This window comes from Micromonospora sp. DT178, from assembly GCF_049841695.1.
Lineage (GTDB): Bacteria > Actinomycetota > Actinomycetes > Mycobacteriales > Micromonosporaceae > Micromonospora.
This window is the reverse complement of the sequence record NZ_JBNCKV010000003.1, coordinates 395,017-412,016: the sequence shown is the minus strand read 5'-3', so window position 1 is coordinate 412,016 and position 17,000 is coordinate 395,017. Positions and strand designations below refer to the sequence as shown.

The 17,000-nt window shown below is 75.3% G+C and carries 17 protein-coding genes; 10 read left to right on the top strand and 7 right to left on the bottom strand.

Annotated features, from left to right (window positions below):
* Window positions 1-195 precede the first annotated feature (195 nt).
* Window positions 196-882, bottom strand: a complete 687-nt coding sequence (locus tag ACLQ22_RS08495) for an IclR family transcriptional regulator (protein ID WP_013284529.1) — start codon at window positions 880-882, stop codon at window positions 196-198.
* Window positions 883-931: 49 nt separating this feature from the next.
* Between ACLQ22_RS08495 and leuC the strand changes: the two genes are divergently transcribed.
* The 4 genes from leuC (at window position 932) to ACLQ22_RS08475 (ending at window position 5,967) form a co-directional block, all read left to right on the top strand.
* Complete coding sequence (gene leuC, locus ACLQ22_RS08490; protein ID WP_425691739.1) at window positions 932-2,380, top strand: 3-isopropylmalate dehydratase large subunit; 1,449 nt, start codon at window positions 932-934, stop codon at window positions 2,378-2,380.
* Between the two features lie 12 nt (window positions 2,381-2,392).
* A complete protein-coding gene (leuD, locus tag ACLQ22_RS08485) occupies window positions 2,393-2,980 on the top strand; it encodes a 3-isopropylmalate dehydratase small subunit (RefSeq protein ID WP_425691738.1) in 588 nt (195 codons plus the stop codon).
* A 172-nt stretch (window positions 2,981-3,152) separates the two neighbouring features.
* On the top strand, window positions 3,153-3,869 hold the full coding sequence (locus tag ACLQ22_RS08480) for an HU family DNA-binding protein (protein WP_425691737.1): 717 nt from the start codon (window positions 3,153-3,155) through the stop codon (window positions 3,867-3,869).
* Window positions 3,870-3,999: 130 nt separating this feature from the next.
* Window positions 4,000-5,967 (top strand): endonuclease/exonuclease/phosphatase family protein, encoded by a 1,968-nt coding sequence (locus ACLQ22_RS08475; RefSeq protein WP_425691736.1) that lies wholly within the window; start codon window positions 4,000-4,002, stop codon window positions 5,965-5,967.
* Between the two features lie 52 nt (window positions 5,968-6,019).
* Here ACLQ22_RS08475 and ACLQ22_RS08470 read toward each other — a convergent pair whose 3' ends face one another.
* The 4 genes from ACLQ22_RS08470 to cofC are packed head-to-tail and all read right to left on the bottom strand — an operon-like array spanning window position 6,020 to window position 10,248.
* Complete coding sequence (locus ACLQ22_RS08470) at window positions 6,020-6,988, bottom strand: NUDIX hydrolase (protein WP_425691735.1); 969 nt, start codon at window positions 6,986-6,988, stop codon at window positions 6,020-6,022.
* 24 nt (window positions 6,989-7,012) lie between these two features.
* Entirely contained in the window at window positions 7,013-9,340 is a 2,328-nt protein-coding gene (locus ACLQ22_RS08465; protein ID WP_425691734.1) for an RNA degradosome polyphosphate kinase, read from the bottom strand.
* Between the two features lie 53 nt (window positions 9,341-9,393).
* Window positions 9,394-9,591, bottom strand: a complete 198-nt coding sequence (locus tag ACLQ22_RS08460) for a cold-shock protein (RefSeq protein WP_425691733.1) — start codon at window positions 9,589-9,591, stop codon at window positions 9,394-9,396.
* Between the two features lie 21 nt (window positions 9,592-9,612).
* Entirely contained in the window at window positions 9,613-10,248 is a 636-nt protein-coding gene (cofC, locus tag ACLQ22_RS08455; RefSeq protein ID WP_425691732.1) for a 2-phospho-L-lactate guanylyltransferase, read from the bottom strand.
* A gap of 127 nt (window positions 10,249-10,375) precedes the next feature.
* Here cofC and ACLQ22_RS08450 point away from each other — a divergent pair, with 127 nt between their 5' ends.
* From ACLQ22_RS08450 to ACLQ22_RS08430, 5 genes are all read left to right on the top strand, one after another.
* On the top strand, window positions 10,376-11,113 hold the full coding sequence (locus tag ACLQ22_RS08450) for a lysophospholipid acyltransferase family protein (protein WP_425691731.1): 738 nt from the start codon (window positions 10,376-10,378) through the stop codon (window positions 11,111-11,113).
* Window positions 11,110-12,108, top strand: a complete 999-nt coding sequence (locus tag ACLQ22_RS08445; RefSeq protein WP_121398994.1) for an NAD(P)H-dependent glycerol-3-phosphate dehydrogenase — start codon at window positions 11,110-11,112, stop codon at window positions 12,106-12,108. The genes ACLQ22_RS08450 and ACLQ22_RS08445 overlap by 4 nt, the downstream gene beginning before the upstream one ends.
* Window positions 12,109-12,113: 5 nt before the next feature.
* A complete protein-coding gene (locus tag ACLQ22_RS08440) occupies window positions 12,114-13,232 on the top strand; it encodes a cystathionine gamma-lyase (RefSeq protein ID WP_425691802.1) in 1,119 nt (372 codons plus the stop codon).
* Window positions 13,229-14,020, top strand: coding sequence for a putative protein N(5)-glutamine methyltransferase (locus ACLQ22_RS08435; protein WP_425691730.1), 792 nt, complete (start codon window positions 13,229-13,231; stop codon window positions 14,018-14,020). Before ACLQ22_RS08440 ends, ACLQ22_RS08435 begins: the two co-directional genes overlap by 4 nt.
* Before the next feature lie 173 nt (window positions 14,021-14,193).
* The gene (locus tag ACLQ22_RS08430) at window positions 14,194-15,246 is read left to right on the top strand and encodes an ROK family protein (RefSeq protein ID WP_425691729.1); all 1,053 of its coding nucleotides are present in this window, start codon (window positions 14,194-14,196) and stop codon (window positions 15,244-15,246) included.
* Window positions 15,247-15,447: 201 nt separating this feature from the next.
* Here the strand turns inward: ACLQ22_RS08430 and ACLQ22_RS08425 are convergent, their stop codons facing one another.
* Together ACLQ22_RS08425 and ACLQ22_RS08420 are read right to left on the bottom strand one after the other, a co-directional pair.
* Window positions 15,448-15,648, bottom strand: coding sequence for a DUF397 domain-containing protein (locus ACLQ22_RS08425; RefSeq protein ID WP_425691728.1), 201 nt, complete (start codon window positions 15,646-15,648; stop codon window positions 15,448-15,450).
* A gap of 4 nt (window positions 15,649-15,652) precedes the next feature.
* Window positions 15,653-16,498, bottom strand: a complete 846-nt coding sequence (locus ACLQ22_RS08420; RefSeq protein WP_121396134.1) for a helix-turn-helix domain-containing protein — start codon at window positions 16,496-16,498, stop codon at window positions 15,653-15,655.
* 280 nt (window positions 16,499-16,778) lie between these two features.
* On the opposite strand from ACLQ22_RS08420, the gene ACLQ22_RS08415 reads away from it, so the two are divergent.
* Window positions 16,779-16,997: a hypothetical protein gene (locus tag ACLQ22_RS08415; RefSeq protein WP_121396133.1), complete on the top strand. Its 219-nt coding sequence runs from the start codon at window positions 16,779-16,781 to the stop codon at window positions 16,995-16,997.
* Window positions 16,998-17,000 lie beyond the last annotated feature (3 nt).

Sequence of the window (17,000 nt, the reverse complement as noted above, 5' to 3'; positions counted from 1 at the left end):
GGGCGATCAAGAAGTTTGCGTCTGGTCCGGCGCCGAATCTGGACGCAAACTTCTTGATCATCCGGCGGTTGCGCACCGGCCTGGACAGCCAGGGTGCCGGTGCATCCGGGCGGGCGGTCAGGGTCCGGCGGGGTCGGGCCGGGGCCAGGTCGGGCCGGGATGGCGTCGGCAGTAGGCAGGCGGGCAGGTGGTGGGTCAGAGGCCGGAGAGGCGTTGGCCGGCTCGGACCACGGCCATCGCGTGGCGTTCGCCGGGGCGGCGTCCGAGGCGCTCGATCGGGCCGGAGATGCTGATCGCGGCGATGACCCGACCGGTGCGGTCGCGGATCGGCGCCGAGACGCTCGCCACACCGGCCTCCCGCTCGGCGACGCTCTGCGCCCAGCCCCGGCGGCGTACCTCGGCCAGGGTGCGGCCGGTGAACTTCGACCGGGGCAGTAGCGGCATCACCGCCTCCGGCGGCTCCCAGGCGAGCAGGATCTGCGCCGCGGAGCCCGCCGTCATCGGCAGCACCGAGCCGACCGGCACGGTGTCCCGCAGGCCGCTGGCCCGCTCGGCGGCGGCCACGCAGATGCGCTCGTCGGCGCGGCGCAGGTAGAGCTGGGCGCTTTCGCCCGTCGCGTCCCGTAGCGCCGCCAGCAGCGGCTCCGCCGCCGTCAGGAGCACGTCCGGCGCGGCGTTGGCGAGCTCACCCAGGCGCGGGCCGGGACGCCAGCGACCCTGGGTGTCCCGGACCAGCATCCGGTGGATCTCCAGCGCCTGCGCCAGCCGGTGCGCGGTGGCCCGGGGCAGCTTGGTGCGTTCAACGAGTTCGGCCAGGCTGGCGCCGTCGACGCAGGCGGCCAGGATGACCACCGCCTTGTCGAGAACGCCGACACCGCTCATACTGTGTCCCACAAGCCGAAACTTACCTCCCAGAATTTAGGATGTCCAGATGGTGGGAGTCACTACTACCGAGCCGAGGACCCTGGCCGAGAAGGTCTGGGACGCGCACGTCGTGCGGTCCGCCGAGGGCGAGCCCGATCTGCTCTTCATCGACCTGCACCTGCTGCACGAGGTGACGAGCCCGCAGGCCTTCGACGGGCTGCGCCTCGAGGGGCGCCGGGTGCGCCGCACCGACCTCACGCTCGCGACGGAGGACCACAACACCCCGACGGGGTACGCCGACCCGTCGTTCCAGCAGCGGCGCGGCGACCTGCTCACCATCGCCGACCCCACCTCGCGTACGCAGATCGAGACGCTGCGCCGCAACTGCGCCGAGTTCGGTGTGCGGCTGCACCCGCTGGGCGACGAGAACCAGGGCATCGTGCACGTCATCGGCCCGCAGCTCGGCGTCACCCAGCCCGGCATGACCATCGTCTGCGGGGATTCGCACACCGCCACCCACGGCGCGTTCGGCGCGCTCGCGTTCGGCATCGGCACGAGTGAGGTCGAACACGTGCTGGCCACCCAGACGCTGCCGCAGAGCCGGCCGAAGACGATGGCGGTGAACGTGACGGGGCGGCTGGCCCCCGGGGTCACCGCCAAGGACCTGGTGCTCGCGCTGATCGCCCAGGTGGGCACGGGCGGCGGCCGTGGGCACATCGTCGAGTACCGCGGCGAGGCGATCCGGTCGCTGTCCATGGAGGGGCGGATGACGATCGCCAACATGTCCATCGAGTGGGGCGCCAAGGCCGGCATGATCGCGCCGGACGAGACCACCTTCGCGTACCTGAAGGGACGGCCCAACGCCCCCAAGGGCGCCGACTGGGACGCGGCGGTCGCCTGGTGGCGGACCCTGCCCACGGACGAGGGCGCGACCTTCGACGCCGAGGTGACCCTGGACGCCGGCGCGGTCACCCCGTTCGTGACCTGGGGCACCAACCCGGGCCAGGGCGCGCCGCTGGGCGCGGTGGTGCCCACGCCCGAGGAGTTCGTCACCGAGGCCGAGCGGACCGCCGCCCGGCGCGCGCTGGAGTACATGGACCTGCGTCCCGGCACCCCACTGCGGGACCTCGCGGTCGACGTGGTCTTCGTCGGCTCCTGCACCAACGGCCGGCTGGAGGACCTCCGGGCCGCCGCCGACGTGCTGCGCGGGCACCGGGTCGCCGACGGGGTGCGGATGCTGGTCGTGCCCGGTTCCGCCGCCGTCCGCGAGGCGGCCGAGGCGGAGGGGCTGGACAAGGTCTTCAGCGACGCCGGCGCCGAGTGGCGCTTCGCCGGCTGCTCCATGTGTCTGGGGATGAACCCGGACACGCTCTCGCCGGGCCAGCGCTCCGCCTCCACCTCCAACCGCAACTTCGAGGGCCGCCAGGGCCGGGGCGGACGCACCCACCTGGTCTCCCCGCCGGTCGCCGCCGCCACCGCCGTGGCGGGCCGGCTGGCCGCTCCCGCCGACCTGTAGAAGGGCACCCAGATGGAGAGGTTCACCACCCACACGGGCACCGCCGTGCCGCTGCGGCGCTCCAATGTGGACACCGATCAGATCATCCCCGCCGTGTACCTCAAGCGGGTGACCCGGACCGGTTTCGCGGACGGCTTGTTCAGCGCCTGGCGTGAGGACCCGGAATTCGTGCTCAACGATCCCGTCCATTCCGGCGCGTCGATTCTTGTGGCCGGTCCGGAGTTCGGCACCGGCTCCTCCCGGGAGCACGCCGTCTGGGCGCTGCGCGACTGGGGCTTCCGTGCCGTGATCGCCCCCCGTTTCGGTGACATCTTCCGGGGCAACGCCCTCAAGGAGGGTCTGCTCCCGGTCGAGCTGGAATTGAAGGCGATCGAGCAGATCTGGGACCTGGTGGAGGCCGACCCGACCACCCCGGTCACCGTGGACCTGACCGCCCGCGAGGTGCGAGTCAGCGAGGCCACCTGGTCGTTCCCGATGGACGACTTCAGCCGTTGGCGGCTGCTGGAGGGCTTGGACGACATTGGACTCACCCTCCGCCACGAGTCGGAGATCAGCGCCTTCGAGGCCACCCGGCCGCCGTTCCTGCCCTCGGTCGCATAGCCGTACGCCCGATCCCACAGCGGTTTCCGCCCCCGCCGGTCTCACCGGTGGGGGCGAATCCGTTGCGACACAAGGGCTTTTTTCGACCGAATGTTTGTGTCCCGGCAGCACAGGGCATACCGTGCGCGCAGAATGGCTCGCGTCGAGTCAGTTGCACAATCGGGAGGAAGTCGTGAACAAGGCCGAGCTCATCGAGGCGCTCGCCGTTCGCCTGGGGGACCGGAAGACGGCGACGGCCGCGCTCGACGCGGTCCTCGCTGAGGTCCAGGCGGCGGTCACCAAGGGCGAGAAGGTGGCGATCACCGGATTCGGAGCGTTCGAAAAGCGCGTCCGGGGCGCCCGAACAGCGCGCAACCCGCGGACCGGCGAGGCGGTGAAGGTCAAGAAGACATCCGTCCCGACCTTCCGGCCCGGCGCCGGGTTCAAGGAGATGGTGGCCAGCGGCAAGGTGCCGAAGGCCACGGCGGCGGCGAAGAAGACCACGGCGGCCGCCGCCAAGACCACGGCCGCCGCCAAGACCACCGCGGCGGCCAAGACGACGGGTGCCAAGGCCACCGGGGCGAAGGCCACCGGAGCCAAGGCGACCGGGGCCAAGGCCACCGGGGCCAAGGCCACCGGGGCCAAGGCGGCGGGCGCGAAGGCGACCGGGGCCAAGGCGACCGCGGCGGCCAAGAAGGCCCCCGCGGCGAAGGCGACCAAGACCACCGCGGCGAAGAAGACCGCGACCACCAAGGCCGCCCCGGCGAAGAAGACCACCGCGGCGACCAAGTCCACGGCGGCGAAGAAGACCGCCGCGACGGCGAGCAAGAGCGCGGCGGCGAAGAAGGCGCCGGCCAAGAAGGCGCCGGCCAAGAAGGCGCCGGCCAAGAAGGCCGCGACCAAGCGCTGAACCCAGCGGTACGGCAAGGGCGTCCACCGACGGTGGGCGCCCTTCGCCGTGGCCACCCCCACCCGTTGACCCCGACCGTGCCCCGCCCGCAGAATCGCCGCACCCCTTCCGGTCGGCGAAAGGCAGCCCGGTGCGCTACCGCCACCTCACCACCGTCACCCTCGCCCTCGGCGTCGTGCTCCTGGTCGACGTGCTGCGCGTCTTCCTGCCGGCGGTCATCACCATCTTCGGTCAGGCCGCCTCGACCCCCGCCGAACTGCTGGGGGCGTTCGCGTTCGGCTGGTTCCTGCTCGCCCTGGCAGCGCCCGCGCTGATCCGCCGGGTGGGCGCCCGCCCCGTCACGCTCGTCGCCGCGGTGCTGTTGGTGCTGGCGCGGCTCGCCGTCAACGGCCAGCCGGGCGGACGGCTCCAGCTCTGGCTCGCCACGGTCGGGCTGCTCGCCGGGCTGGTCTGGCTCGCCGGTGTCGCCGCCGGCACCGACCGCCCCGTACCCGGGTTGGCGCTCGGGCTGGCTGTCGGGGCCGTCCTGCACACGGTGCTAGACACGTACCGCTCGGCGTTCTTCGGGGACTGGCCGGCGTGGCTGGCGTCCGTCGGGGTCGCGGGCCTCTTCCTCGCGGGGCAGGCACGGCCCGCGCCGCAGGCCGGGGCGGGCGGCGTACGGAGCTGGCTGCTGGCCGGGCCGGCGCTGCTGCTCGCCGGCATGGTGGCGCTCTCCCCGGCGGTCGCCCGGACGGCAAGCTCGTACCAGTTCGGTCTGCTGCGGTCGGATCCCGCCGACGAGGTGGGCGTGGCCACGGTGCCGCTGTTCGGCCCCGCCCCGCTCGCCGTGGCGGTCGGCGGGTTCCTGCTCGCCGCGCTGGCGTCGCCCCGCCGGGGCGCCTGGCGGTGGCTCGGGCCGGTGGCCCTAGTCGGCGGGGCCGTCCTCGTCACCCTCGGCCGCGGGGAGCTGCTGCTGCCGGCCGTCCTGCTCACCGCCGTCGGTCTCGGCGCGTGCCTGGCGTCGGCCGGCGCGGCCGACGGACGGGGCGCCGACGGAGCCCGGGCCCAGGGCTCCGACGGCGGCGGGCCGGACCCGACCCGGGCGGCCGGTGGCGGGCCGGACCCGGCACGGGCGGCCGGGCGACGCGGGTACGCCGCCGTCGCCGGGATGCTCGTCTTCGCCGTCGCGGCGGTGGCCTACTACTCCGCCTACGACCTCGGCCACCCCAACGCCGGGGTGCCGGTGGCGGTGGCGGTGCTGGTCGCCGCCGTCGCGCTGGCCACCCGGCCCACCCCGCGGCCGGTCCGGTCGCCGTTGCCGCCGGTGTGGACGGCCGCCTCGGCCGCCGTACTGACGCTGCTGGCCGCGGTCGCGAGCGACGAACTGCTGTCCGCGAGCAACCGGGAGGGGCCGCCGGAGACGGTGCGGGTGGCGGCGTACAACGTCCGGATGGGCTTCGGGATGGACGGCCGCTTCGACCCGGACGCGCTGGCGCGGGCCGTCGCCGGGGCCGACGTCGTGGCACTCAGCGAGGTGGACCGGGGCTGGCTGCTCAACGGCGGCCACGACACGCTCGACCTGCTGGCGGAGCGGTTGGACATGCCGTACGTCTTCGCGCCGGCCGCCGACCCGCTCTGGGGCGACGCCGTGCTGAGCCGGTGGCCGCTGGACGCGGCGCGGACCCGGCCGCTGCCGGCGGTCGGCGCGCCCACCGGGGCGCAGGCCCTCAGCGTCACGGTGGATTTCGGCGCGGGCGTCCGTCTCGCGGTGGTCGCCACCCACCTGCAACCGCCGCCCGGCGAGGACCCGGTGGTCCAGGCCCGCGCGGTCGCCGACTTCGCCGTGCGGTACGCGGCCGGCCGGCCCCTGGTGGTCGCCGGCGACCTGAACACCGAGCCGGGCGACCCGGCGTTCGCCGAGTTCACCCGGGCCGGTCTGGTCGACGCGCTGGCCGCCGCCCGCCCCCTGCCGACCAGCCCGGCGGACGCCCCGCGCCAGCAGATCGACCACGTCTTCGTCACGCCCGACCTGGCCGCCGGCGACGCGGCGGCCCCGCCCGGGACGGCCAGCGACCACCTGCCGGTCGCGGTGACGCTGACCCTGCCGCCGGCCTGACCCGCCGCCCGCCGGGGCGGTCAGGAACGCCGGGGCCCCTGCGGGCGCGCGGTCAGAGGCGGTCGCCGGCGAGCAGGCGGTCACCGGCGAAGGCGAGCAGCCAGCCGCCGCCCTTCGGGGTGGTGAAGTCGCCCGGCCGCCCGCTGAGCCGGGCCAGGGCGCCCGGGATCACCTTGCCCTGGCTGCACAACCCCACCGGCTCGCCGGTGGCCGCCAGCGCGGCCAGGCGGGCGGCGGCGGCCAGCGCGCACTCGTCGGGCTGCTGGCCCGGCCGCGGCTCGTCCAGGTCGCCGTCGACCTCGATCGGCAGGTCGAGCAGCGCCGCCGCCGGGTCGAGGGTCTGTACGCAGCGGCGGGCCGAGGCCGACAGCAGGCGTACCGGACGGACCAGCGCCACCAGCGGGGCGAGCGCGTGGGCCTGTGCCCAGCCCCGGGCGTCGAGCGGCCGGCCGGTGTCCGGGCCCGACCAGGTGGCCCGCTTGCCGGCGTGGGCGTGCCGGACCAGCGCCACCGTCGCGGTGACCGTCGGCAGGGCCGCGAACGCGGCCAGCACCTCGGCGTCGTGCGGGTAGCTGACCAGCCGGATCGCCTCGTCCACGCCGAGCCAGCGCACGTCGTCGACCTCGGTGGCCGGTTGGAAACCGCCGGTGGCCGCCGCCCGCATCGACCAGTAGTCGACCACCTTCGGGCGGCCCTCGCTGCGGTAGCGCACGGTGGGCAGCCGCACCTGCGGCACCGCCCGGACGTCGGTCTCCTCGGCCACCTCCCGCACGGCGGCGCGCAGCGGATGCTCGCCCGGCTCCAGCTTGCCCTTGGGCAGCGACCAGTCGCCGTAGCGGGGCCGGTGCACGAGGCAGACCAGCACTCCGCTTCGCGGCACCGCGGCCGGTCCCTCGACCGGCCCGGGGTCGTCGGCGGGGCGCCACACCACACCGCCCGCCGCCCGGATCGGGGGCGTGGCGTCGGGGAACCCGGCCAGCCGGCCCCGGCCGGGGCCGGCCGCGTCCCGCTCATCCAGCATCAGGTCAGCCTATGCGGGTACCGGTCAGCCCGCCGTGCCACCGACGCGACGCAGCAGCAACTCCTGGAGATGGACCCGCGGCTCCTCCGCCGTGCCGGTACGCCGGCTCCAGGTGCCGTCCGCCGCCAGTTCGAACGCGTCCACGTCGGGGCTCATCGCGGCGCTCATCACGTGGTCCAGCTCGGCCCGGGCGACGGGGTCGCTCACCCGCACCAGCGCCTCGACCCGGCGGTCCAGGTTGCGGTGCATCAGGTCCGCCGAGCCCATCCAGAACTCGGCGTCGCCGTTGTTGCCGAACCGGAAGATCCGGGAGTGCTCCAGGAACCGGCCCAGGATCGAGCGGACCCGGATGTTCTCCGACAGTCCGGGCACCCCCGGTCGCAGCGTGCACATGCCCCGGATCACCAGGTCCACGTGGACGCCGGCCCGGGAGGCCCGGTAGAGCGCGTCCGTGATCTCCTCGTCGACCAGCGAGTTCACCTTGATCTGCACGAGCCCGGGCATGCCCAGCCGCACGTGCGCGATCTCCCGCTCGATCCGTTCGATCAGCCCGCTGCGGATGCCCTGCGGCGCCACCAGCAGCCGGCGGTACGCGGTCTGCCGGCTGTAGCCGGTGAGGACGTTGAACAGGTCGGTCAGGTCGGCCCCGATCTCCGGGTCGGCGGTGAGCATGCCGAAGTCCTCGTAGAGCCGGGCGGTCTTCGGGTGGTAGTTGCCGGTGCCGATGTGGCAGTAGCGGCGGATCTGGTTGCCCTCCTGGCGTACCACCAGGGCGGTCTTGCAGTGCGTCTTGAGCCCGACCAGGCCGTAGACGACGTGGCAGCCGGCGCGTTCCAGCTTGCGCGCCCAGCCGATGTTGGCCACCTCGTCGAAGCGCGCCTTCAGCTCGACCAGCACCACCACCTGCTTGCCGGCGGCCGCCGCGTCGACGAGCGCGTCCACGATCGGGGAGTCGCCGCTGGTGCGGTAGAGGGTCTGCTTGATGGCCAGCACGTCCGGGTCCGCGGCGGCCTGCTCGATGAAGCGCTGCACGCTGGTGGCGAACGAGTGGTACGGGTGGTGCACCAGGATGTCGCCGTCGCGCAGGGTCGCGAAGACGCTGCGCGGCACCTCGCCCTCGGTGAGGCGGGGGTGGGTGGCCGGCACGAACGGCGGATCCTTCAGGTCCGGCCGGTCGGCCTCGTCGTAGAGCTGCCAGAGCGCGGAGAGGTCGAGCAGGCCGGGCACCCGCAGCACCTCCTGGTCGTGCATGTCCAGCTCGCGCACGAGCAGCTCCAGCACGTGGTCGGAGATCGAGGCGGCCACCTCCAGCCGGACGGGCGGGCCGAACCGGCGCCGGGCCAGCTCCCGTTCCAGGGCCTGGAGCAGGTCCTCGTCGCGGTCCTCGTCGACCTCCACCTCGGCGTTGCGGGTGACCCGGAACAGGTGGCACTCGACCACCTGCATGCCGGAGAAGAGCTGCCCCAGGTGCACCGAGATCAGGTCCTCCAGCGGCAGCATCCGTACGCCCGGCAGGCTGCGGTGCACCCGGACGAAGCGGGGCACGTTGTTCGGCACCTTCACCCGGGCGAAGAACTCCGAGCCGCCGTCCGGGTCGCGCACCGCCACCGCGAGGTTGAGCGACCGCCCGGAGATGTACGGGAAGGGGTGCGCCGGGTCCACCGCCAGCGGGGTCAGCACCGGGAAGATCTGCTCCCGGAAGTACGCGCGCAGCCGTTCCCGTTCGGGGTCGTCCAGGTCGGCCCAGCGCAGGATCCGGATGTCCTCGGCGGCCAGCTTCGGCAGCACCTCGTCGGTGAAGCAGGCCGAGTGCCGGGCCACCAGCGTCGCGGCCTTCCCGGCGACCAGCTCCAGCTGGGTGCGCAGCGGCATCCGGTCCCCGCCGCGTACCGGCAGGCCGGCCTGGAGCCGGCGCTTCAGCCCGGCGACGCGCACCATGTAGAACTCGTCGAGGTTGCTGGCGAAGATGGCCAGGAACTTGGCCCGCTCCAGCAGCGGCGTGCGCGGGTCCTCCGCGAGCGCCAGCACCCGGGCGTTGAAGTCGAGCCAGGAGAGCTCCCGGTTGAGGAAGCGGTCCTCCGGCAGCGGCTCCGCCGTGGGGGGCTCATCCCCGAGGTCGGGCGCGGGCGGCGTCGCCGCCGCCTCGGTGGGCGGGCCGGGCGCCGGGTCCAGCACCTCCTCCAGGCCGGCGGAGGCGCTCGCCGCGTCGGTCCCGGCGGCGTCCGGCGCGGAGCCTCCGGTGGGTGCGTCGGCGTGGAACCGGCCGTCGGCGCCCCGGGACCGGGTGCCGTTGCGGGGTGCGGCCGGGTCGGTGGGCGGTCGGTTGGCGGGGTGCTTGCGAGGGGTGCTCACCTGCCCATAATCACCCGGATGCGGTTAACGCAAAATGAACTTCGACCAGCCGCTCAGGCCATCGTCGGCAATGTCACCCGGACCACCGCGCCGGTGGCGTCGGTATCGACGCGCAGCCGCTGGCCGAGGCGGAGCAGCCGCAGGCCGGAGGCGTCGAACGCCCGGGCCGGGAAGGCCAGCTCGGTGCCGTCGTCGAGGAGCAGCGTCCCGCTGCGGGTCGCCGCGTCGTAGGTGGCCACCGTGCCCTGCATGCCCCGCACGCTACACGCCCCTCAGGCCGGGCAGCCGGCGGCGGCCAAGGCGGCCGTGCGGGGCCCCAGCCCGAGCCGGACCGCCGCCGCCAGGTCGTCGGCGGTGTCCACGTCCCGACGCAGGCTCGGCCAGTCCCCGGTGAGGGCGAGCGCCCCGCTCGCGGCGTGCGCGTCGGCCGAGCCGACCCCGAAGCGGGGATCCAGGGCCACGCCCGGCGGCGCGGCCAGCAGCACGGTGCCCTGGCCGGGGGCGTCGGCCACGTACCGGCGTACGCCCGGGGGCGCGGCCTGCGCCGCCCGCAGCGCCGCCGCCAGCTCGGCCGGGCGCAGCGCGGGCAGGTCGGCGGTGAGCCCGGCCACCCAGCCGCCGCCCGCGGCCGACGCGCCGTGCCGGAAGGCGGCGTTCAGCCCGGCGCCGGGGGCGTCGGGCAGCGTCCGGGCGCCCGCGCGCCGGGCGGCCTCGGCCACTCGGGCGTCGTCGGTGACGACCAGCACCCCGGCCACCGCCGGGCAGGCCTGCACCGCGGCGACCGTGTCGGCGGCCAGGGCCAGCGCCAGTTCCTCGTGCGGTACGGCCGGCAGCGCCCCCCGCAGCCGGCTCTTCGCGGCGGCGAGGCGCTTCACGGGCACCACCACGGTCCACCTCGGCTGACTCACACCGCCATCCTGCCAGCCGTACGGCGGTACCCTCTCTGGCCGGACCCGGGTCGAGCAGGCATGATTTCCGCTGCGGGCGTCACCGGTGCGGATCCGGTGCGGGTCGGGGCGGCACGAGGAGGCGCGGGTGACACGGCGGAGGCTGGGGTTCTGGCAATGGTTCGCCGTGGTGCTGGTCAAGCCGGTGATGACCGTCTGGACCCGGCGCACCTGGCGCGGGATGGAGCACCTGCGTCGCGACGGCGGCGTGATCATCGTGCCGAACCACATCTCGCACGCCGACCCGCTCGTCGCGGCGCACTTCGTCTACGACTCCGGCCGCTGGCCGCAGTTCCTCGGCAAGGCCAGCGTGTTCCGGGTGCCGGTGATCGGTTGGATCCTGCACCGGTGCCGGCAGATCCCGGTCGAGCGGAACACGGTGGACGCGGTGCGGTCGCTGGAGCACCTCGTCGCCGCGCTCGACCAGGGCGGCGCCGTGGTGATCTACCCGGAGGGCACCATCACCCGCGAACCGGAGCTGTGGCCGATGAAGGGCAAGACCGGCGCCGCCCGGCTCGCGCTCGCCACCGGGGCGCCGGTCGTCCCGCTCGTCATGTGGGGCCCCGAGCGGATCTTCGACCCGCGCCGGTCCCGACTGGACCCGCGCCCCCGGATCCCGGTGACCGTGGTCGCCGGGCCGCCCGTCGACCTGGGCCGGTGGGCCGGGTCGACCCCGACGAAGGCCGTCCTCGAGGAGATGACCGACACCATCATGCTGCGCCTTCGTGACATGCTCACCGAGATCCGGGGCGGCACCCCGCCACCACTGTGGGAACGGACGGCCCGCCCTGCCGGCGAGCGGCGGCGGCCGGAGGCGGCGGCGTGAGCGGGCACGTCGCGGTCCTGGGTGCCGGCTCGTGGGGCACCGCGTTCGCGAAGATCCTCGCCGACGCCGGTCGGGACGTCACCGTCTGGGCCCGCCGGCAGGCGGTCGCCGACACGATCCGCGCCGAGCGGCGCAACCCGGAGTACCTGCCGGACGTGCTGCTGCCGTCCCGGGTCACGGCGACGGGGGACGCGGCCGAGGCGATCACCGGGGCGGAGGTGGTGGTGCTGGCCGTGCCGTCGCAGACGCTGCGCGGCAACCTGGCCGAGTGGACCGCGCACCTGCACCCGGACGCCACCCTCGTGTCGCTGATGAAGGGCATCGAGCTCGGCACCACCAGGCGGATGAGCGAGGTGATCGTGGAGACCGCCGGGGTGGCGGCGGACCGGGTGGTGGTGGTCTCCGGCCCCAACCTGGCCCCGGAGATCGCCGCCGAGCAGCCCGCCGCGACCGTGGTCGCCTGCACCGACGCCGACCGGGCGACGCTGGTGCAGCGCTCGATCACCACGCCCTACTTCCGCCCGTACACCAACGACGACGTGATCGGCTGCGAGTTGGGCGGCGCGGTGAAGAACGTGATCGCCCTGGCGTACGGCATCGCCGTGGCGATGGGCTTCGGCGACAACACCCGGGCCATGCTCGTCACCCGGGGACTGGCCGAGACGGCCCGGCTCGGGGTGGCCCTGGGCGCCGACCCGCTCACCTTCGCCGGCCTGGCGGGGATGGGCGACCTCGTCGCCTCCTGCTCGTCGCCGCTGGCCCGTAACCGCACCTTCGGCGAGCACCTGGGCCGGGGCGCGACCCTGGAGGAGGCCCGCGTCGCCACCCGGCAGACCGCCGAGGGCGTCAAGAGCGCGCTGGCCCTGCGCGACCTGGCCCGGGCGCACGCGGTGGAGATGCCGATCACCGAGCAGGTCGAGCTGGTCTGCCACGAGGGCATGGACCCACGCCTCGCCGTCGAGGCGCTGATGAGCCGCACCACCAAGCCGGAGTGAGCGACATGCCCGAGCACCAGGACGGCACCCGCTGCGTCCGCGCCGGCCTGCCCGAGCCGGCTCCCGGCCAGCCGTTCCTGCCCGGGCCGGTGTTCGCCGCGCCGTACCACCTGGACCCGTGGGCGGGGCCGGCGGCGGCGCCCGACGGCTACGGCCGGCCGGACAACCCCACCCGGCGGCTGCTGGAGGCGGCGGTCGGGGAGCTGGAGGGGGGCGACTGCCGGGTCTTCGCCAGCGGGCAGGCCGCGATCACCGGGCTGCTGCTGACGGTGCTGAGGCCGGGGGACACCGTGGTGCTCCCGTCGGACGGGTACTTCGCCGTCCGGGCCTTCGCCGCCGACACGCTGGAGGGCATCGGCGTACGGGTGCTCCTCGCCCCGACCGCCGGCCCGCACCCGGCCTTCGACGGCGTACGCCTGGTGCTGCTGGAGACCCCGGCCAATCCGGGCCTGGACGTCGCCGACGTGGCGGCGCTGGCCGCCCGGGCGCACGCCGCCGGCGCCCTGGTCGCGGTCGACAACACCACGGCGACGCCGCTCGGGCAGCGCCCGCTCGACCTGGGCGCCGACGTCGTGGTGGCCTCCGGGACGAAGGCCCTCACCGGGCACTCCGACCTGCTGCTCGGCTACGTCGCGACCCGCTCGGCCGAGCTGCGGGACGCGGTCACCGCCTGGCGGAACCTCACCGGGGCGGTGCCGGGCGCGTTCGACGCCTGGCTCGCGCACCGGTCGCTGGCCACCCTGGACCTGCGGCTGGCCCGGCAGACCGCGAACGCGCAGGCCCTCGCCGGGCTGCTCGCGGGGCGCGACGACGTGACCGGGCTGCGCTGGCCGGGGCTGCCCGGCGACCCGGCCCACGCGGTGGCGTCGGTCCAGATGCGACGGGTCCCCGGGGTGCTCTGCTTCGACCTCGGCGACGCCGGGCGGGTGGCGCGGTTCCTCGACGCGGCCCGGCTGGTGGCCGCGGCCACCTCCTTCGGCGGCCTGCACACCACCGCGGACCGGCGGGCCCAGTGGGGCGACGACACCCCGCCCGGCTTCGTCCGGCTCTCCTGCGGGGTCGAGGATGCCGTCGACCTCGTCGCCGACGTGGCCGCCGCGCTGGACGCGAGCCGCGGCGCGTGACGGTCGTTGCGTTCCGCCCCGACCGGCCCGCCCTCGTGCACCGGCTGCGCGCCGCCGGCTGCGTCTACGCCGAGGACGAGGCCGAGCTGCTGATCGCCGCCGCCGACTCGGCCGAGGCGCTGGCCGGCCTGGTCGACCGCCGGGTCGCCGGGCTGCCGCTGGAGCACGTGCTCGGCTGGGCCGAGTTCTGCGGCGAGCGGATCGCCGTCGACCCCGGCGTGTTCGTGCCGCGTGCGCGTACCGCCCTGTTGGTCGACGCCGCCGTCGCGGTGACCGGCCCGGCGGCGGCCGTGGTGGACCTGTGCTGCGGCTCCGGCGCCACCACGGTGGCGCTGGCCCGCCGGCTCGCGCCGCGCTGGCTGGCCGCCGCCGACGTGGACCCCGCCGCCGTGGCCTGCGCGCGGCGCAACCTCGACCCACTGGCCGTGCCGGTCTTCCAGGGCGACCTGTACGACCCGCTGCCGGCGCGCTGGCGGGGCCGGCTGGACCTGGTGCTGGCCAACGCTCCGTACGTGCCGACGGCGGCGGTGGCGCTGATGCCGCCGGAGGCCCGGCTGCACGAGGCGCCGGTGGCCCTCGACGGCGGGTCGGACGGGCTGGCGGTGCTGCGGCGGGTCGCCGAGGGTGCGGCGCGCTGGCTGGCCCCGGGCGGGCACCTGGTGGTGGAGGCGGGGGAGACGCAGGTGGACGCCCTGCTGGCGGCGCTGACGGCCGTGGGCCTGCACCCGTGGGTGACCCGGGACGACGACCGGGACGCCACCGCCGTCACGGCCCGCCGCCCGGGCTGACCCGCGGCGCCCCGTCCTCCGCACCGCGCTGCTCCTCACCGCGCCGTCCTCGTGACCCGGTCCCCGCCGCGACCCGGCCGCCACCGTCACCCGGCGTCGGCCGCGCGGCCTGGCGGGGGGCGGGGAAGGGGAACTAGCCTCACGGCAGGCGTGGCGGCGGAAGGCGGGTTGTCGTGGGCGGTGCGGACGTGCCGGTGGTCGTCGGGCTGGACAACGGGGGCACCAGCAACAACGCCACGGTGCTCACGGTGGACGGCCGGTTCCTCGTGGACGGTCTGGTGGAGAACCCGAGCGAGGTGCGCGCCGGCCCGGCGGCGGCGATCGAGGCGCTGGCCCGCGCGTTCGACGGGGTGCTGGCGCTGACCGGGGTGCCCCGCGCGGCGGTGCGCGCGGTCGGGCTGGACACGCCGGGGCCGGCGAGCGCCACGGGCGTGATCTCCTCCCGCGGGTCGACCAACTTCTCCCAGCCGGCCTGGCGCGGCTACGACGTGCGTACCGCGCTGGAACGGCGGCTCGGGCTGCCGGTGGTCTACCACAACGACGGGAACGCCGCCGCGCTCTACGCCCACCACGCGCACTTCGGCGCGGAGGCGATGCGCCGCTCGTCGGTGTCGGCGATCGTCGGCACGGGGCTGGGCGGCGGTGTGGTCGAGGCGGGCCGGGTGGTCGCCGGGGCGGCCGGGATGGCCGGCGAACTGGGTCACGTGCACATCCCGCTGACCGGGCTGCTCGCGCCGGACCAGCCGGTGCCCACGTGCGCCTGCGGCTTCGCCGGGGACGCGGAGAGCGTCGCCTCGCTGACCGCCATCGGGCGGAACCTGCTGCCGTACTGGCTGGGTCGGTTTCCCGACCACCCGCTGGCCGTCGAGCCGCCGGAGCGGGCGGCGAAGCTGGTCCGGGGCTACGGGGGGCGCGGCGACGCGTTGGCCCGGGAGGTGTTCACCCAGCAGGCGATGGCGCTGGGTCGACTCTTCACGGTGGCGGCCAACTTCACCGATCCGCACGCGTACTTCGTCGGGGGCGGGGTGGTGGAGGCGGCCCCGGAGTTCCGGGACTGGTTCCTCGCGACCGTGCGCGAGCACACGGTGCTGCGCGAGGAGCAGGCCGCGTCGGCCACCTTCGCCCTGGTGCCCGAGCGGGACATGGCCGGCGCCCGGGGGGTGGCCATCGCGGCGCTGGAGGCGCTGCGCGCCGGCCCCGCGCCGCGCCCGGTGGTCGCGGGCTGACCGACCCGCCGGCCTGACCCCGCCGCTCTGCGCCGCGCAGACCGTCCACCGCCTCCGCCCGGGCGAACGAAGGGCCGCTCCCGGGCGGCGGCACCGACCCCCGCCGGGCGGCGGCCCCACCGGCTCCCAACGGGGGACCGCCGCCGGCGAGGCACCGGCGCGACAGGTCAGCGGGCGCGCCGGCGCCTCCGGAGGGGGAGGTCAGTGTCCGGGCGGCGCCCCGACGAAGGCGGCCCAGGCGGCCGGCGGGAAGAGCAGCGCGGGGCCGGACGGGTCCTTGGAGTCGCGGACGGCGACCGTGCCCGGGACCAGCGCCATCTCCACGCACGCCCCCTCGTCGCCGCTGCGGCTGCTCTTGCGCCACCGCGCCCCGGCCAGCGCCGCGCTGATCGTCGGTGTCATGGTCCTACCGTCCCTTCAGGAGTTGGAGGAGCTGGTCGCGGCTGTCCGCCGGGCTGAGCGCGACGGTCCGCAGATGCTCCATGATCTTGGTGCAGGTACGCAGGTCGCCCGGTCGGTCGAGGACCATCTGCCCGGCCACCGTCTCCACCGAGGCGATGATCGGGTCCTCCGGGTCTGCGAACTCCAGGATGTGCAGCGAGCCCCGGGTGCCCCGGTGGTAGCCGGCGGCGAGCGGGATCACCTGGACCGTGATGTTGGGCAGCTCGCCCATCTTGACCAGGTGGTGCAGTTGCGACTCCATCACCGACCGGTCGCCGACGGGCCGCAGCAGCGCGCCCTCGTCGATGATGGCGTCCAGGATCGGCGGCTGGTCACTGATGAGCCGCTGCTGCCGGTCGAGCCGGAACTGGACCCGCTGCTCCACCTCGTCGTCGCGGAGGGTGTGCGGGCCGCCGCGCATCACGCCCCGGACGTAGTCGGCGGTCTGCAACAGCCCCGGCACCACGGAGGGCTCGAAGTTGGCGATGCCGGTGGCCTCGGCCTCCAGCGCGATGAAGTCGATGGTGCGCCGGTCCAGCAGGTGCGAGTACGACACCCACCAGCCGGGCTTGCGGGCGTCCTTGGCGAGTTGCACGGCGGCGGCGACCTCGTCCGCGCCGACCCCGTAGAGGGTGAGCAGGGCGCGCACGGTGGCGGGGCTGACCAGCGTCTGCGCGTTCTCGTAGCGGGAAAGGGTGCTGCGGGTGCTGCTGATCTCGTCCGCCGCCGCCTCCAGCGTGAGGCCGGCGGCTTCCCGGTGGGTGCGCAGCGCGATGCCCAGTCGCCGGGCACGTGCGGTCTTCGGAGCCATGCATCGATCGTCGCACATCTTCCCGGGAAGGTGTAGATGAGAGAACGTCGATGAGAGTTGCATTCATGGCTGTGGACATGTCAATCTGTGATCGCGTCCTCACCGCCGGTTGTCGTGGCGACGGTGGTGGTGAGTGACCGGAGGGGATGGGGCGCGCGGCGATCGGGTTTCTCCCCCGTACCCGATCGCCGCGTGCCACGCCCCCGTGGCCCGCCAGCCGGAAGGGACTCGACGTGCGTACTGCCCGACAGGCCCGCACCGACCGCCCCGGCGGGCACCGATGACGCGGTTCCTGGTGGTCCTCACCGACGTGCGACCGGCCGAGGGCGCCGGCCGCGACGAACGCAACTGCCCCGAGCGCCGCCGTCAGGTGGTCGGGGCGAGCAGCCGGGAGGCGGCGGACCGGATCGCGGGCGCGTTCATGGCGCTGGGCATGGTGCGGGCCGGCCGGCAGCGGGTGAAGGTGATCGCCATCGGCCGGCGGCACGCACGCGGCTGACGC

Coding starts and splice junctions, on each gene's coding strand:
- leuC (WP_425691739.1), top strand. CDS start 932: ATGGTGGGAGTCACTACTACCGAGCCGAGGACCCTGGCCGAGAAGGTC.
- leuD (WP_425691738.1), top strand. CDS start 2,393: ATGGAGAGGTTCACCACCCACACGGGCACCGCCGTGCCGCTGCGGCGC.
- ACLQ22_RS08470 (WP_425691735.1), bottom strand. CDS start 6,988: ATGCTGGATGAGCGGGACGCGGCCGGCCCCGGCCGGGGCCGGCTGGCC.
- ACLQ22_RS08425 (WP_425691728.1), bottom strand. CDS start 15,648: ATGACACCGACGATCAGCGCGGCGCTGGCCGGGGCGCGGTGGCGCAAG.
- ACLQ22_RS08495 (WP_013284529.1), bottom strand. CDS start 882: ATGAGCGGTGTCGGCGTTCTCGACAAGGCGGTGGTCATCCTGGCCGCC.
- ACLQ22_RS08440 (WP_425691802.1), top strand. CDS start 12,114: ATGCCCGAGCACCAGGACGGCACCCGCTGCGTCCGCGCCGGCCTGCCC.
- ACLQ22_RS08460 (WP_425691733.1), bottom strand. CDS start 9,591: ATGCAGGGCACGGTGGCCACCTACGACGCGGCGACCCGCAGCGGGACG.
- ACLQ22_RS08420 (WP_121396134.1), bottom strand. CDS start 16,498: ATGGCTCCGAAGACCGCACGTGCCCGGCGACTGGGCATCGCGCTGCGC.
- ACLQ22_RS08415 (WP_121396133.1), top strand. CDS start 16,779: ATGACGCGGTTCCTGGTGGTCCTCACCGACGTGCGACCGGCCGAGGGC.